The organism is Paenibacillus sp. Y412MC10, from assembly GCF_000024685.1.
In the GTDB taxonomy this organism is placed as follows: Bacteria; Bacillota; Bacilli; order Paenibacillales; family Paenibacillaceae; genus Paenibacillus_AQ; species Paenibacillus_AQ lautus_A.
This window is the reverse complement of record NC_013406.1, coordinates 3,847,214-3,863,215: the sequence shown is the minus strand read 5'-3', so window position 1 is coordinate 3,863,215 and position 16,002 is coordinate 3,847,214. Positions and strand designations below refer to the sequence as shown.

The window sequence follows — 16,002 nt, the reverse complement described above, 5'->3', positions numbered from 1 at the left end:
TTTTTTAGGAAAACAGCCTCTAAGTTCAGTCAATACTTTATTCTTCTTCATGGCGTTAATGCTGATTTTCCAAGGAATAAAACGAAGAAAATCAAATATGTAGCAAGATCAATAAGCCACTTGGAAAGGAACCAGGTGGCTTATCTATGTCATGTACAATTTTATCAAATATGATATATATTATAGCCCCCCATTTTTTCAAACGCTACAGCTATACCTTTGAAGGGGGAAGGGAATTCGTTGAAGGTTACTACGGCAAATGCTTCAGCAATGTTGAGGAAAGAGTAATCAATCGGATCAACATACGCCCAAGCCTAGGAGAATATATAGGCTGGGCTTTTTATTTGCACTAGAGATTTCGAGGGATAGTTTATATAATATGTAATATATTAACATTCCACGTGTTAGAAAGGCGAAGCAGGTCCTAGATTTGCAAGAATGACTAAAGAGATAAATTATTGAGCTGAAAGGTGGAAAAAGGTGAGACTAAAAAAAAGAAGAGACCGGATGTTCTTTGTGTTTATCAGTGTATTGTTTATCCTCATTACTGCAGGATGTTTTGCATCACAGGAGGCTCATCAGCTTGAGCAAGTGAAAGAGCAAGTGAAAGAGCAGAAGCAGAAGCAGGAGCAGGGGCAGGAGTACGACCAAGGAAGTGGAATGAAATTTTCCAGCCTTTCTGAACAGAAGATCGAGGATATCGCTAAGCTCAGTAAGGTATGGGGATTGGTGAAATATTACCATCCTAAGGTTGTATCTGGGGAAATAAATTGGGATTATGAGCTTTTTCGTGTGATGCCTTCTATTATAGATGAAAATTCGGATGTGAACTCAATCCTCTATGAGTGGGTTCATACGTTAGGTAATGAGAACGTCCCCGGGGCTCTTGAACAGCTATACCAAATTCCCGAGGATTATAAACATCTCAGACCAACTACAGATTGGTCCAAGGACGAGGAATATCTCGGAGCAGATCTGAGTCTTGAATTATCAATGCTTTTGAATTCGAACATTTCAGACCGAGAACATGCATACGTGAGTTTTAAGGATGATTCACCCCATCCGAGTATGCATAATGAAAACTCTTATATAAATATGAAATTTGATGATACAGGCTACAGATTACTTGGTTTATTCCGCTATTGGAATATTATTGAATATTATTATCCTTATAAAGATGTCATCGAAGAGGATTGGGATCGAGTGCTTCTGGAATTTATCCCTAAAATGATAGATGGGTCTGATTATGACTCCTATTACATGACCTTAGCAGAACTGACAACTAGAATACATGATTCTCATGCCTATTTGTTGGGCAAAAACAGAAAGACTGTTACTGACTATTTTGGATTGTATCAGCTTCCCGTAAACTTTATCGAAATTAATAATCAGATTGTTATCAGTAAAGTAATTAACGATTGTGGACTTGAAGTCGGAGACATTGTGCTAAACGTTGGCGACGATAGTATCGATGAATTATTAGAAAATAGAAGAAAATATATATCACAGTCTCGAGAAGACACGTCAGCTCATTTCTTTCCTGCATTATTCCGAACTCAACAGAAGAATACTGACGTTACCGTTATCCGACAGGGAAATACGATGAAAATAAGTGCAACAGGCTATCGACAATGGTTTAATTTCTTTGTTGATACGAAATCGCAAGCAATGGAGAATGGAGACATCTACTATATCAATGCCGGTTTGTTGGAAGAAGGAGAGATTGATAAACTCATGAAGGAATGGTGGAATACAAAAGGTTTAATTCTTGATCTTAGAAACTACCCTACTAGCGAACTTTCCTATAAATTAGCTCAATATCTGATCCCTTCCGAAAAAGAGTTTGCCAAATTGTCATATCCTAATCCTGCAATACCAGGTGAATTTTATTATATGCATATTTTCTCAGGGAAGCCTCAAAATATAAATGACGAGGTTTACAAAGGAAAACTCGTGATGTTAATCAATGAACATACGATAAGTAACGGTGAATTTACAACGATGTCGCTGAGAAATACAGAAAATTCAATAGTTCTTGGGAGGCCTACTGCCGGAGCTGACGGTAATAAAGTTATATTTACTCTACCAGGAAATATAAAAACTGCAATAAGTGGAAGAGGAGTATTTTATCCAGATAAAAAACCAACGCAAAGAATAGGAGTGCAGCCTGATATTCGTCTTGATCCAACCATTGAAGGAATGATGGAAGGTAGGGACGAGTATGTTGAGAAGGCCGTAGAAATAATTAAAGCTGATTATTAAACAAAGGCGAGGCAAATGGCTACATGCACGAAAGCCTAAAGGTAATGAATTCATCCACGCAAACAGCGTGTACCGATAGGTACACGCTGTTTAGGCTTAACTCTAGCATCGATTTCAACTGTCCAATTGTTGATTTAAGATATTCAGCAGCTCCGCAGCCTGGAGCAGCAATGCCTCCTTGGCGGCCGGAACGATATAGTCATTCATTTTCGGATCTGCAAGATCTCGGGTGAATTTCTCAAGATGGTGGATGACCTGAGTCGTATGTTTTTTGAGCAATTGATGTTCGGTTTGCTTCAGGCTGTTCTCCAATTGATTCGCGAGCGGCTTAAGAATCTCGCCCGAAGCCAGTCGAAGATTGAATTCCTGTTGAAGTTTCTCTGTCAATTGTTCCGCTGTCGCACGGACTTCAACCACTACCAAGTTGGAGAGTACGGTGATACCGTTCAGAACAACCGTGGCCTGTAGTTCTGCCCTCCCGGCACCTATAGCTTGTATGGTAGCAGAATCGGACACGGTGATGATGCCTTCGTCAGAGCTCTTATAGTTGATCGAAGCTTTGGCCAAGTCTGCGGATTTTCCATTAAACAGGGTTCCGCTCAGCACAAGCTGTGCCTGGTCTCCAACAGTGAGTAACGATTCATCCAAATTCAATGCGACTTCTTTTAAGGCGATTGGGAGCTTCTTGAGATGGGAGCCTTCCGCATAATAAATTCCGCCATCTTCTGCCAAGGTCATGAGGTTGACGCTGTCCGCTATTTTTTGGGAATCCATTGTTTCCGGATTGATCACCGTTAGAGTACGACCGACCGTGGTGTAGAGCAGACCATCGTCGCCAAAACGGAGAAAATAAGGTCTCCATGTACTTCCGGACGGGGTATTCGGATATAACAGCTTGCTCTTTTTGATCACCTGTGATGCTGCGTCCATAGCGAAGACGGAATATACGGTGGTTCCTGAAGCTGTTTTACCCCAAGTCACACCCCATAAAAGCCCGTCTGGCCCTTCCTTCAGGTCACCGATTAGCTGGTGGGATGTCATGCCGGGGATCGCAGGGGAGAACTCCTTAACTTTGCTTTTGGCTTTGGGATCAAAAATAAACATTTTGGCTTCCGAAGCTGCGGGGGTCGAGCCTCCGCCACCATGGATCGTTGTTCCTCCATAGACCAGACCGTCTTTATAGGCAACGGACATCACGCTTTGATTCTCCACAATATCCGGAATGGTGGTCCAAGTATCGGTTGGTTCATCGTACATGGTCAATGCCCCTTTAACGAGACCATAGTCGGCGATCGTTCCGATGAACAGCTGGTCGTCGCCTGAAGCAAAAGCGAACGGCCTGCTCTGACCATCCTCAATATTGAATGCGAGCGAAGGATTGACGTCTTTCTTGTACGGTTGGGATGGATCGTATCTGTAGATGACAGCCCCCCCATAGGTGCCGAAATATACTTTATCGTTTAAAAAGCCGATCCCTTCGATTTGTGGAAAGACACGTTCCTGTAGTTCATACGCATTGGAAACTGGATTAAAGATGGATAAGGCTGTATGGAAGCCGCCCATATACAGTTTCCCTTCCGGCCCCATCTCCATGCTCTGAATATCAATGCCTTCCGCTTCAATTTCAGGCATAATGGTTTCGACAGACCGATCTTCAGGATCAAATAATACGTATTCCAGCTTTTCTGTTACCATGGCCAGCAAGGTTTTGCCGGCTTTATGCCCGGTTTGAGGAGTAACCCAATCATAGGCCCGCACCGTTGAATTTGGCAGAACGACACCCTCTAAAGGGATGATTTCATTGGTTGCCGTATTATAGGTGACTAGTTCACTGTTAACTACATTCCGGAAATACACCAGATCTCTGTCCAGTGGGGAAGGAGGGGAGATCATACTGTCAAAACGGGTTGGAGAAGGCCAAGGGAGAGATTGAAGCACTTCTTCGGTTTCTTCATCCAAAATAAACAGGGTAGTAGCACCGGACCGTACGAACAGCTTTCCATTATACGACCAGATGTCGGCGATCATGTCATTGTCTCCTGAGTTCGGGAGCTTGACTTCAGATTGTTCACCTGTTTGACGATCAATCTTGTATAAATAAGCAGGGTTTCCCACCCCGACATAGATATACTGCTCGGTCACACCGATTCCTCGAGCGTACATGACGTCCTCACGAACGCTTCCGAGATCACGGAATTGATTGGAAGCAATATCATACTCGAAGATTTTGGAGTTTGGGTACGTGGCCCCGTAAATTTTGCCGTCCGAGGTGGCTGCCAAATCCCAGACCAGCTTTTCAGATGGATTGACGCCTACAGACTCCAACGTTTTCGCGGCAGGGGAATAACGATACAGCATGCCGTTCTCCACGCCGGATATGTAGACATTGCCGTCGGAACCGGCTGCTACACCGTATACCGTGTTCACGCCTTGGACCGGAGAGGAATAGATGACTTCGCCGGTTGAGGCATCCAGTGCATAGAAAGTCGAAGGCGTTCCATTCGTTGCAAAGTAAACCTCGCCGTTCGCCATGGCGGCCCCGCTGGTTTTGACCGTTTTCGTCGCGGCTCCCAGGTCAATCGGATCCCCGAAGGCAACGGGGATATCTGCTGCAGTGGATGCGGACACGGTCATATGATCGAAATAGGCGGTACTGTAGCCGGCAGCACCGGAGTACAGCATAATCTTGGCTGTAACGGCACCGGCTGGCGCGACGCTTTCATGCGTAAAGTCCAACCAATCGCTGCTTACGGAGGATAGGGAGGAGCGGCTGTTGCTGATTTCCTTATTATCGGCATTGTAGTAATAAACAATCATCGCCACCGAACCCTGTTCCAGCCAGGTTTTCACGGAGGTGACATAACTGATTCCTTCCGTGACCGGAACGGAAGAACTGATTAATCCCAGTGACTTTGGCCCTCCATCGACCATCTTTAAAGCGTAGTTTCCCTCATAGCTTTTGGAATCTGTGATCGAGATGGAATATTCGTCAGTCAGTGGTGACCAATAATAAGTCCAGCCCGGTATTTCACTACCACTTCCCAAGGTTTCAAAACCCGCGTTGTTAATGACGGGAGAGGAATTGGAGACCATCATGGTGGAGCTCTGGGCAAATCCAGAAGCAAAAGGTACAAGTGAACTTAAAGTTAAGGAATAAGTTAACAGGATGGCCGTTTTTTTAATCCAGGAATTCATGAATTTCCTCCTTTATGCGGTAAATTTCGATAAACTATTTGATTTTGTTGTTTGCGTTCTCCTTTCTAGTTCAATAGTGGTAAAAATGTAAATAGATTATATGAGGGGCCATATATAATGTCAATGTCTTTAAATTCTCTATAAATATGCTGTGCCTATACTCTCCCCAAAGGTCTTGTCTCAGCCTTATAAAGCTACCAGACCTGGATATATGAGGATATTGAACGTAAATGGAATTCCTGCAAGTTTATATGCCGAGTTATCAACTTTTATAGACATCATCGCCCTATAGGCAGAAAAACGGTAAATGTAGTACCTTCATCAGACTGACTCGCAACGCGGATGAACCCGCCGTGGGCTCTTACAAAATGATGGGCGATAGATAACCCGAGCCCCGTACCGCCTGTATGCCTTGAGCGCGCTTCGTCTACGCGGTAAAATCGATCGAATAGGTAGGGCAGCTCTTCCGCCGGTATTCCGATGCCGGTATCGATCACCGAGACACACGCAAAGAACGCATTCCTATCAAAGACCCGGTCTTCGATTTCAACAGTAATCTTCCCTCCACGAGGCGTGTAACGAATCGCATTAGTCAGCAAATTAATGAATACCTGCGTGATCCGTCTCGCATCGGCCATAACGGTAACCGGACTCGAAATCGTATAAAGACAAACGTCTAAACCGTTTTCTTCTGCTTCGTATTTCACGTCGTCCACAACTCGTTCTAGGTGCATCGTCAGATCGAGCGGTTTGCGTTCGAGCGACAACCGGCCCGATTCGGCCAGCGACAATATATGAAGATCGTTCACAAGCTGACTGAGCCGGATTACCTCATCGTGAAGCCGAAGCAGCATTTCCGGGGGGACATGATGACCGGCCTGCTGATAATTCTCCAGTTTAAGCTGCATCACGGAGAGCGGCGTGCGAAGCTCGTGAGCAATGTCGGCCACCAGTCGCCTGCGGGTCTCTTCGGCTTCACGCAGACGGAACGTCATATCGTTGAACGTTTGGGCAACTTTCCCATACTCATCTTTCGTGTCTACAGGTACTTTGACATTCAGGTCACCCTGCGCCACGCGCTCTATGGCGGCTATAAGTTTTTTGAGCGGGAGGGTAAGCACCCCCGACATCCAATAACTGAAGAACAACCCGATCGCAACAAAAAAGAACAAGCGCACGCCGTGCGTGACATTAAGCAGTTCGTTCAGCTGCATATTGTCAAGGATATAAGATTTAAAAATTTCGATTTGCTCTTCGGGCGATGCGCTCAAATAGTTGGCATCGATTTGTTCCCTTTGAAATTGATCGATCAAGCCGCTTGTGTAAACCTGCGTTGTCAGGGAGAACGTGATGCTTACAATGAAAACGATCAGTCCCATACAGGCAAACATTTTCATGCGGACCGTCATCTTCATGTACGTTCACCGAACCGGTAACCGAAACCATATACCGTTTGAATATATCGAGGATTGGCAGGATCGTCTCCCAGTTTGCGGCGAAGATTCCGGATATGGGAATCCATCGTTCTTTCGTATCCCATGTACTCATCCTCCAAAGCAGCCTTTAACAATTGCAAACGGCTAAAGACAATGCCGGGACGACCCGCGAGTGTGAACAGAATTTTGAATTCGGTAGGTGTCAATTGGAGTTCCTGACCGTCTTTGAATACCTGACATTTGGCCTCGGAAATGATCAGGTTGTCTCTTTCCAAGAATATCGACTTGTCTTCGGGTCCGCGTAAACGGCGAAGCAAAGCTCTGATGCGCGATGCGAGCTCGCGCAAGCTGAACGGCTTCGTCAAATAATCATCCGCGCCAATTTCCAGACCGACGATTTTATCTGATTCGTCCGATCGGGCCGTGACCATAATAATGCCGCAATGCGAGGTTTGTCTTATCTCGCGGCATACGTCGATTCCGCTTTTTTCCGGGAGCATCCAATCAAGCACGACGAGATCAGGCCGCTCAGACCGGGCGATCATGAGCGCTTCCTTGCCGGTACAGGCTGTCAATACCTTGAACCCTTCACGTTGCAAATAGGTCTGCATCTCCTCCAGCATTCCCGGTTCATCCTCCACAATCAACAATTTCGGTTCCATTCCCATCACATCCTTCCCTTAGTTTGATTCCATAGCGAGTACACGCCGCTTACCGAAAATTATAACGTGATTAGGTAGGTTCTTAAAGAAATCCACACAAAGAGCGGAAGATCTGCATAAGTTCTCGACATTTGTTTTGTAAACTGGCTGTGAAAGGAGAGAGATAGCCGCGAAGAACAACAAGGACAATTAATATGGGAATCGGATTCTGAGAAACGTAATTTTTGAAAACGGAAGGATGAACTGCGGATTGTATACGATATCGATTGAGAAAGCGCTGTTTGAACTCGGCATTAAGGGGGGGATTATCCGGCAATTCCGTAACAATTGAGTAGAACGGAAGTACGACAGTGCTTGATCAGATCTAAATAAACAAAAACGTTTGAATTAGCTGAGTTCAGCACAGTCATTGCATACGGACGAGTGTACTGATCGTTGGAACGTCTAGGCCAGAAATGAGAATCTAGGAGGAGAACCCTGCTTAAAGCGGGCCTACGTACCCGCAATGATATTGTCGCCAGGTTTTGGTGGTAAACAGATCTTACTAGTTGATCTAGCAGGAACTCCTATCAAACTCATGAAGTCTCCTTGCAAATGATGAAGAAACAACCGAGAGGGGTAATTAACAAATGAAATTGAAGCTAGTTACATTCGTAATGCTTTGTGCATTTCTACTTGCTCCAACTATTGCCTCTGCTGAAGTGACCAACGGTAATGTCGGATACGGATTAACCCCCGGGCGACTCTGGGCCACGATGGACGCGGTGGTGGGCCTGATCAGCGCGGTCATCGGTGGGCTGTCTCTGGCCCGCTCCGTACGTCGTACCGGAAATGGTGGGCGAAACGGGTCGATCGTGGCCATGGTATTAGGGCTGATCGTCTTAGTCTACGCTATAGTGCATTTGACCATATTCACTGGTGATTTCGGTACCGGCGCCGGGAGAGCTGGGGCGATCATTGCTATTGTAATGGGGCTGATCGGTGTGATCCTCGCTGGGCTAACTCTGGTCCTCTCCCGCCGCGCCGGCTGACCCGACAATGATGCTTCCTATTCCAATACTTAAAGGTGATTTAAGCCAATGGGCGGATCTACGCGATGGATGAAGCACTACCGCGTTTCAGCGAATAATGGCGGGCGAGCAGTTTGGCAATATTGTTAGTTATACAGATAAACTTCGTAAATGAAAAAAACGGGCTGAATATACAGGATTCAGCCCGTTTTCTGTTCCATTTATATCAAAGTATGAGATCAGTTTATTTATCGGTTAAGCTCCTTCAACCATATCCCTTTTGCGATATCCGACAAAGCCCAAAACCATAAAGGCAATACTGATTGCTGAGATAGCAATAAAGGTGGCAGCATCAAACGGATCAACCGGCATCCTCGGAATCCAGCTTTGAACGGCTGTTTTCGAGAACCATTCCGGCAACTCCAAAATGCCGCCAAAGTAGTTTAATGCAAAAGAATAGCCAAGATACGCATAAACGGCTTTACCCAGTCTTGGCGCCCAGCCTAAAGCCAAAGCGGCAAGTCCCGTAAAGAACAACATGGAAGGCAGAAAGTTATAACCAGCGGCGATAAAATCCCACATTTTCATGGACGAGCGGTCACCCATGGTCGAAATCGCCGTCCCGCCAAGACCGCTTGAAGCGAGCAACATGCCCACGATTCCAGCAACGATGGCCAACATGACACTCGTCCAATAGAGCTGGGCTCGCGTCACTTTGGTCGCATAAAGCTGACTTAAATGCAGCCGCGTTTCTTCCGAGAACAGTTTGTTTACGATTGCAATCGGCAAGATGGAAACCATTCCGGTCATGACCATCATAATGGTTCCGGTAAAGGCTTCTTCGATGGAAACGCCGGATATCGTAAACATTTGACTCAGAATTTCATTGCTTTCTAGGAACGTCTGCATATCTCCATAAATCGAACCATAGGCTGCTCCCATGATGACGAAAGCAATCAACCAGCTGATCATTACGCCTTTGTTCAACTTGGTAAACAGGCCGGGTACGGACAGCAATGATTTTTTTGCCGATTCACGTCCTTCTCGTTCGGACAAATAACCGGCCCCCATGTCTCGACCGCCTTCAAGGGCAATAGCGATGATCGCGACAATGACGCTGAAGACTATCGCCACAATCAGGGGGACCCAATGGTTTCCCGTAAATGGATAGGTTAGATACGTCCAACCCATCGGATTGATCATGGAGAGATCAGGATTCGACACATCCGTTCTGGCGCGAAAAATATAAAGCAAGCCTACTATTCCGAGCGATGAACCGGTTGCTCCGGATGAGGTCGGCATAATTTGCGCCATAACTAAGGCAATCACGGCTCCCAGAATCCCGGCCATCCCGATGGATGCGCCAAACAAAAGGGCTCCTTCGGCCGAAATCGTATCTGCGCCATAGCTAGTCATCATTCCGCCAATCACGAGCGCTAATACAATATTGATCATAACGACTTCGGCAATCACCGCAAGCGAATTGGCTTGACGACCTACTTGAAAGGAGCGTACGAGTTCAGTAAGCCCAAGATCTTCTTCTTTGCGAGTATGGCTTACCACATGCAATGCAGCGATAATCATCGCAAACAAACCGCAGAATAACAGCATTTCGTGCGCATACATCGCGCCTAAAGTATAATCCGCTGCGGTCTCAATCGGTGTCGGACCCACCATGGAAATCATGGCAGGATTTTGCAGAGTTTCATACATTCCTTGCAATCCTTGCCCCTTGCCGATTTCTTCAAATGCCGGAACAAATCCGGCTGAAAACAAGCCTAAACCTATAACCCAGATGATGACTTTTTTCCAATCACGTTTCAGATATTGGACGAACAGTACACGCGAACGCGCAAATTTTTCTTGCATCCTAGTCTCCTCCGTTTCCGCTCTTAGACTTCATAATGACGCATGAATAAGTCTTCCAGCGTAGGCGGCACGGATTCAAATTTCTTGACGCCCAATTTTACCGCTTCGGTCAAAATATCATTGATACATTCGTTATCCGCCGAGAATGTCGCTTGATTGCCGGATTGCTTGAAATCATGGACACCGTTAACGGCTGCCATCTTAGCCACATCGCCTTGCGTTACCATAGTTACTGTCGAACGGGTTAAGTGGCGCAGCTCATCCAATGTTCCGGTTTCAACTACTTTGCCTTGGCGAATAATAACTACTTTATCGGCCAGTCGTTCCACTTCGCTCAAAATATGAGAGGACAGCAAGATGGCTTTTCCCGCGAGCTTGATTTTCTCGACCTCGTCCTGGAAGACGGATTCCATCAGCGGATCAAGGCCGGAGGTCGGTTCGTCGAAAATATACAAATCGGAATCAACAGATAAAGCCGCGATCAAGCCGACTTTTTGCCGATTTCCTTTGGAATAGCCTTTGGCTTTCTTCTTAGGGTCCAATTCAAACCGTTTAATTAAATAGTCGCGTTTCGTTTTGTCTCCGCCGCCATGCAATTTCATAAACAAATCAATGATTTCGCCGCCTGTTAAGCTGCCCCAAAGCGCCACGTCCCCGGGAACATAAGAAATTCGTTTATGAATCTCAAGACTGTCCTTCCATACATCCTTGCCAAAGATCTTCGCATCCCCGACATCCCGCTGGATGATCCCGAGCAGCGTACGAATCGTTGTGGATTTCCCAGCACCGTTCGGTCCGATAAATCCGACAACTTCCCCGGCATTTACCGTAAATGACACGTCATGCAATGCTTTGAATTTCCCGAAGCTTTTTTGCAAGCCTTGCACTTTTACAATGTTTGTCATAGCACTAAAACTCCTTCTTAACCAGTTTTAGTAACGTGCTTTCCAGTCTAAAGCAAAGCTTCATCTTGATAAATAATGAACTAATTATTTAGAAATAGTTCATATATTCGCTGAATATGCTTTGTTTTAAACCAAAGTTCATTTACAACTTCAGTTATACACCCGTTTATTGGCATAGTCAATGCAAAAAAACTAAAGTTTAAAACTCTTATGAGTTTGATAATTCATAATTTCGCTATATAATAAATAGGAAGGAAAATTACGAACTAAAACCTCCGCAATAATTTATTTTAGTCATAATCGTTAGAAAGCAGGAATAAGAAATGAATGGTTTTGAAAAGAGGACACAAGCGAAGAAAAATCAAGTCTTGGAGGCAACTTTTAACTTGTTGAATACCGAAGCCGGCATCGAAAATGTAACAGTGGATGAGATAGCTAGACATGCCAATGTCGGTAAAACGACGATATTTAAATATTTTGGGAGCAAGGAAAACCTGATCCACGAGGTGTTTAAATATTTTTTAACTCAAATGGGGGAAAATGCCCGAAAAATCATGGCCGAAAATAAACCCTTCGAAGAAACGATCATTGCCATGAGTCAGATCAAAATTCATTTTCTGGAGAAGATCAACAAGCAGTTTTATTTCGATTTAATGGATTATTTTACAAAGAAGGACGATAACGGATTATCACTGATGATGCAGGAGTACGTCAACGAAAGCTACAGTCTTATGTTGGATTTATTTCATCGTGGGCGCAAAGAAGGCAAGGTTGATCTGAAATATTCGGATGAATTTCTTCTGATATATTTCCAGGCCCTGGTTGAAGGGATATCCAGCCCGCATATCTACCAAAGGATACTCCCTTATACCGCCCAGTGGACGGAATTGCTGGTAAAAGGGATTGCGCCAAGCAAATAAAGGTAGAAGAATGAGAGAGTAAGGGCAGGATCGTTTGAGATCATTAACGGTGGACCGTACCATCGATCGTGGTAGAGCAAAGAATCGACCTGCAGGTCGATTCTCTGCTGCTATATTCACTACTGAAACATTGAATCCAGCTTCGGCAGATGCTGGTTTAAAAACGACCGATCACAATAAATACAGTTAACACAAAGAAGACAACGTTTACGCCTATTTCTCGATGCTCCTTGCGTGCAACATGGTATAGGGCGCCAAGAAGAACGATTGTGGCAAGACCTGCAGCGGCAATAGGCGTCAATTTGGGCACGATATACATCGCTAGTGGCAGAATGAGTCCGAAAGCTCCTACCAATTCTGCTACCCCAATAAAGACGACGAACGCTTTGGGAACGTCTTTCACCCATCCCCAAGACGCGTTGGCTTTTTCAAACTGAAACGCCTTCAACCATCCTGAGTAGACAAACCCCAGCGCAGCAAGCCCTTGAATGATCCATAATGCGATATTCATGAATGGTGCTAACCTCCTTATTACTTATTTGCGTTCTCTGAGGTTATAATAGTCTAGTAATTGGGTTCAATGAAGTAGGCACTTTATCTAAACATAGTGAATAAAAAGTTACCTAAGGTACAGGGAAGCGGGGAGTTCAATGAAAGAGTATTGCAAATTTGAATCAGCGCTTGATATTTTGGTGGGGAAATGGAAGCCCGTCATTTTACTTCAACTGATTTCCAACGGCACCATGAGATTCAGCGAGCTTCAAAAATCGATACCGGGTATAAACAAAAAAATGCTTACCCAACAGTTAAGAGAGCTTGAGTATAACGATATTGTACATCGAGAGGTTTATAACCAGGTCCCTCCAAAAGTAGAGTATTCAATTTCCGAGTATGGCAAAGGTTTAAGCACGGTGCTAAAGGCATTGAACAATTGGGGAGCGGCTCATATGGAGCATATGAATACGCTCTATGGAGTAGATCGTTTTAGGTTTGAAACCGGGTCAACCGATTATAAATGATGCGATGCAAGTCTTCTTATAATATTCCTATTTCCCGCTCCACCGGAAAAACCGTGTAGCAAGCACAACAGATACTATAGCAATGCCAATCAAAACAGCAGCTTCAAAGCCATACTCCGTTATTGGCGCTTCTGTCCACGTCCCTCGCAGCAACTGAATGACGTAATAGAGCGGGAGTATTTTCGCTGCATATTGAAGAACCGTCGGCATCATTTCCAGCGGGAATGTCGCTCCTGAGAGGAACAGCATCAGGTTTAGAAATAATGAACTGATTGCGGAAGCAGCCTGAGTGTTTTTTGCTAATGAGGTCAGGAATAAAGCAAACGGGAAAAAGGCGAGGATGCTAATTAGCAATGAAAGCAGGGTGCTTCCGATGTAGGCCGGCAGGGTTAAATCGTAGAGCAGCATGCCAAAGACCATCAGAAGCATGGCGGATATTGCAAAGATGACGGTTCCTTGAAAGGTATGGGCGGTGAGGATTTTCCATGGCTGGAGCGGTGTTGATTGATATCTTCGCAATACGCCCGTCTCCCGGTAATTGGTTAAAACAGTTCCCAGAGTAAAAAAGGAAGTGGTTACGATATTGACGCCAATCCACGAAGGAACAAAATATTCAGCAAAAGCCTTTTGACTCATGTTATCTCCAACAAACATGGATCCAAACAGCCCAATCATCACAATTGGAAAGAGAAACGTCCAAAACACGCTTAAACGGTCTCTAAAGAACATTTTCGTTTCTAAACTGGCGAGTTTTACGATTGCGTTCATCCGATCTTCTCCTTTTCTAGGTACTGGATAAATAAATCATCGAGAGAGCCTTTTTCAAACCTGAAGCTGGACAATCGGATGCCTTTTTCCTGACAGTAACTGAAAATGTGATAAGCCGTTGTCTGTTGGTCATCACAAAACACTTTGAATTCGTCTTGATTCTTTTCAACGCGCTCCACGCCGGGAAGCGAGCTTAGATATTCGGGGGCGAGTCCTTCACTGATAAAGGTAAGACAATTAGCAGCACCTTCGTTTAATAATTCACGAGGGGAGTTTAAAGCTTTTAATTGACCGCTGTAAATCATCGCCACCCTGTCGCACAGCTGCTCAGCTTCTTCCATATAATGCGTGGTCACCACAATCGTACTTCCACGATCCCGTAACAGCCGGATCAAAGACCACATTTCCCGCCTTGCTGAGGGATCAAGACCCATGCTCGGCTCATCAAGAAATAAGATTTCAGGCTCATGCAGAGTGGCTAAAGCAAGGGTTACCCGCTGCTTCCATCCGCCGGATAAGTCATCAAATTTTACGTTCAGCTTTTCGTTTAAGCCAAGCAATTCTATGAAATGATCTTTTTTCGTGGCGTTATCATAAAATGAAGAAAAGAGATCCAGCGCTTCTTTTACTTTCATTTTCTTCTGGATCGAAGTGGCTTGAAACTGGACACCAATTCTCTTGTTTAACTCCCGAAGCTGCTTATTGGGAACGAGTCCAAGGACTTCAACCGCTCCCTCGCTTGGATCAGAGATTCCTTCCAGGATTTCGAGGGTGGTTGTTTTCCCTGCGCCGTTCGGCCCGATAATTCCGAAGATTTCACCTTTGTAAACATCAAAGGAAAGATTCTTTACTGCCTTGGTCCCGCCAAAATTTTTCGATAGATTGTGAACTGTAATGACACTCTCCATGCGTATTCTCCTTTTATTCAATGTCTTCTAAGATCGTTATTCAGCTTTTTCGATTCATTTTTAAAATAAAGATAAAATCCAATCCATCCGATGGCGTAACCGATAATAGAGATTCCCAGGAATATCAAAAAGTTCTTCACATTAATGTGAAGCCAGCCGATCCATTGGCCTAATAAAAAGTAGACGATGGTGACTGTTAGAAAGTGCAGGGCTGTTTGTATGGGCAGGCGAAGTGAGCGGATTTTGAAATAGAGTGGTGTGACATTAAACAGCCAGCCGCAGAATATATAGCCAAATGCATTTTTAATAAAATGCATTCCGTCTATTGTCGATTGTCCGCCAAAATAAATAAGCGCACTTGTAGTCATTACAGCAATAAAGGCCCCGAAGAATATCCCGATCATGCTTCTGAAAAGAAATGCATTCATTTCGTTTCCCTCCTGTTCATCTTTAAAATTTCTTTAATTCGGCCAATGTAATGACGCGAAACATATTCTTTTTCACCTGATTTAAAGTGAACACAGAGGGTCCCGTTAAATGATGGTTCGAAATGGCTCATTGCATGCAGGTTTGCAATGACGGATTTTGAGATCCTGATAAACCGGTGGGAGGGAAGGGAGTTTTCGAGCTCATATAATTTTTCTTTTACTTTAAAGATTCCTTCTGAGGTGGCGGCTGTGACCACATCGCCTTCTGTACGAAAGTAGTGTACTTCCTCGTGCTTAATTAAGTGCTGATTCTCTCCATCTTTTCCGACGATCAAATCCGTGTCATTCTTATTGAGGTACTCGAGGATCTCCTGGATGGCTGGGGTCAATTCTTTGCAGTGAATCGTCACCGTGGTTTCTTCGTTGCGCGGGTCGATGTCGAGTGAAATTTTCATGTATAGACGGCTCCTCCATTCCATACGCTTTATAGGTTTAGTATAGATGGCGCTTTTTCGATTGTCATTAAAACAAAGGCGACACGCAGGACGCGGGTAGTAAGATGCATGTATCGGCGTCCGACCTGCAGCAAAGCAGATATTATCCTACACGAAAATGGCTTA

General features: G+C 44.8%; 14 protein-coding genes. 4 read left to right on the top strand and 10 right to left on the bottom strand.

Annotation, left to right across the window (positions count from 1 at the left end; all coding sequences use genetic code 11):
• Nucleotides 1–480 precede the first annotated feature (480 nt).
• Nucleotides 481–2,262: a S41 family peptidase gene (locus tag GYMC10_RS16565; protein ID WP_015735569.1), complete on the top strand. Its 1,782-nt coding sequence runs from the start codon at nucleotides 481–483 to the stop codon at nucleotides 2,260–2,262.
• Nucleotides 2,263–2,376: 114 nt separating this feature from the next.
• Here GYMC10_RS16565 and GYMC10_RS16560 read toward each other — a convergent pair whose 3' ends face one another.
• From GYMC10_RS16560 to GYMC10_RS16550, 3 genes are all read right to left on the bottom strand, one after another.
• Nucleotides 2,377–5,457, bottom strand: coding sequence for an FIMAH domain-containing protein (locus GYMC10_RS16560; RefSeq protein ID WP_015735568.1), 3,081 nt, complete (start codon nucleotides 5,455–5,457; stop codon nucleotides 2,377–2,379).
• 278 nt (nucleotides 5,458–5,735) lie between these two features.
• Complete coding sequence (locus GYMC10_RS16555; protein ID WP_015735567.1) at nucleotides 5,736–6,872, bottom strand: sensor histidine kinase; 1,137 nt, start codon at nucleotides 6,870–6,872, stop codon at nucleotides 5,736–5,738.
• On the bottom strand, nucleotides 6,869–7,555 hold the full coding sequence (locus GYMC10_RS16550; protein WP_015735566.1) for a response regulator transcription factor: 687 nt from the start codon (nucleotides 7,553–7,555) through the stop codon (nucleotides 6,869–6,871). Before GYMC10_RS16550 ends, GYMC10_RS16555 begins: the two co-directional genes overlap by 4 nt.
• A gap of 629 nt (nucleotides 7,556–8,184) precedes the next feature.
• Here GYMC10_RS16550 and GYMC10_RS16545 point away from each other — a divergent pair.
• A complete protein-coding gene (locus tag GYMC10_RS16545) occupies nucleotides 8,185–8,586 on the top strand; it encodes a DUF6223 family protein (RefSeq protein ID WP_015735565.1) in 402 nt (133 codons plus the stop codon).
• 234 nt (nucleotides 8,587–8,820) lie between these two features.
• On the opposite strand, the gene GYMC10_RS16540 is transcribed toward GYMC10_RS16545, so the two are convergent.
• Complete coding sequence (locus GYMC10_RS16540) at nucleotides 8,821–10,434, bottom strand: ABC transporter permease (protein WP_015735564.1); 1,614 nt, start codon at nucleotides 10,432–10,434, stop codon at nucleotides 8,821–8,823.
• 23 nt (nucleotides 10,435–10,457) lie between these two features.
• A complete protein-coding gene (locus GYMC10_RS16535) occupies nucleotides 10,458–11,339 on the bottom strand; it encodes an ABC transporter ATP-binding protein (RefSeq protein WP_015735563.1) in 882 nt (293 codons plus the stop codon).
• Nucleotides 11,340–11,662: 323 nt separating this feature from the next.
• Between GYMC10_RS16535 and GYMC10_RS16530 the strand changes: the two genes are divergently transcribed.
• A complete protein-coding gene (locus GYMC10_RS16530; protein WP_015735562.1) occupies nucleotides 11,663–12,259 on the top strand; it encodes a TetR/AcrR family transcriptional regulator in 597 nt (198 codons plus the stop codon).
• Nucleotides 12,260–12,416: 157 nt separating this feature from the next.
• On the opposite strand, the gene GYMC10_RS16525 is transcribed toward GYMC10_RS16530, so the two are convergent.
• Nucleotides 12,417–12,770, bottom strand: coding sequence for a DoxX family protein (locus GYMC10_RS16525; protein ID WP_015735561.1), 354 nt, complete (start codon nucleotides 12,768–12,770; stop codon nucleotides 12,417–12,419).
• 139 nt (nucleotides 12,771–12,909) lie between these two features.
• Between GYMC10_RS16525 and GYMC10_RS16520 the strand changes: the two genes are divergently transcribed.
• Nucleotides 12,910–13,278 carry a winged helix-turn-helix transcriptional regulator gene (locus GYMC10_RS16520; RefSeq protein WP_015735560.1) on the top strand — a complete coding sequence of 123 codons (369 nt, stop codon included), beginning with the start codon at nucleotides 12,910–12,912 and terminating at the stop codon, nucleotides 13,276–13,278.
• A 27-nt stretch (nucleotides 13,279–13,305) separates the two neighbouring features.
• On the opposite strand, the gene GYMC10_RS16515 is transcribed toward GYMC10_RS16520, so the two are convergent.
• Genes GYMC10_RS16515 through GYMC10_RS16500 form a run of 4 tightly spaced genes read right to left on the bottom strand, consistent with a single transcriptional unit; the run spans nucleotide 13,306 to nucleotide 15,837 of the window.
• Complete coding sequence (locus GYMC10_RS16515; protein ID WP_015735559.1) at nucleotides 13,306–14,046, bottom strand: ABC transporter permease; 741 nt, start codon at nucleotides 14,044–14,046, stop codon at nucleotides 13,306–13,308.
• Complete coding sequence (locus GYMC10_RS16510; protein ID WP_015735558.1) at nucleotides 14,043–14,954, bottom strand: ATP-binding cassette domain-containing protein; 912 nt, start codon at nucleotides 14,952–14,954, stop codon at nucleotides 14,043–14,045. Before GYMC10_RS16510 ends, GYMC10_RS16515 begins: the two co-directional genes overlap by 4 nt.
• A 17-nt stretch (nucleotides 14,955–14,971) precedes the next feature.
• Nucleotides 14,972–15,382 (bottom strand): DUF3021 domain-containing protein, encoded by a 411-nt coding sequence (locus tag GYMC10_RS16505; protein WP_015735557.1) that lies wholly within the window; start codon nucleotides 15,380–15,382, stop codon nucleotides 14,972–14,974.
• Nucleotides 15,379–15,837 (bottom strand): LytTR family DNA-binding domain-containing protein, encoded by a 459-nt coding sequence (locus tag GYMC10_RS16500; protein WP_015735556.1) that lies wholly within the window; start codon nucleotides 15,835–15,837, stop codon nucleotides 15,379–15,381. Before GYMC10_RS16500 ends, GYMC10_RS16505 begins: the two co-directional genes overlap by 4 nt.
• Nucleotides 15,838–16,002: the final 165 nt, after the last annotated feature.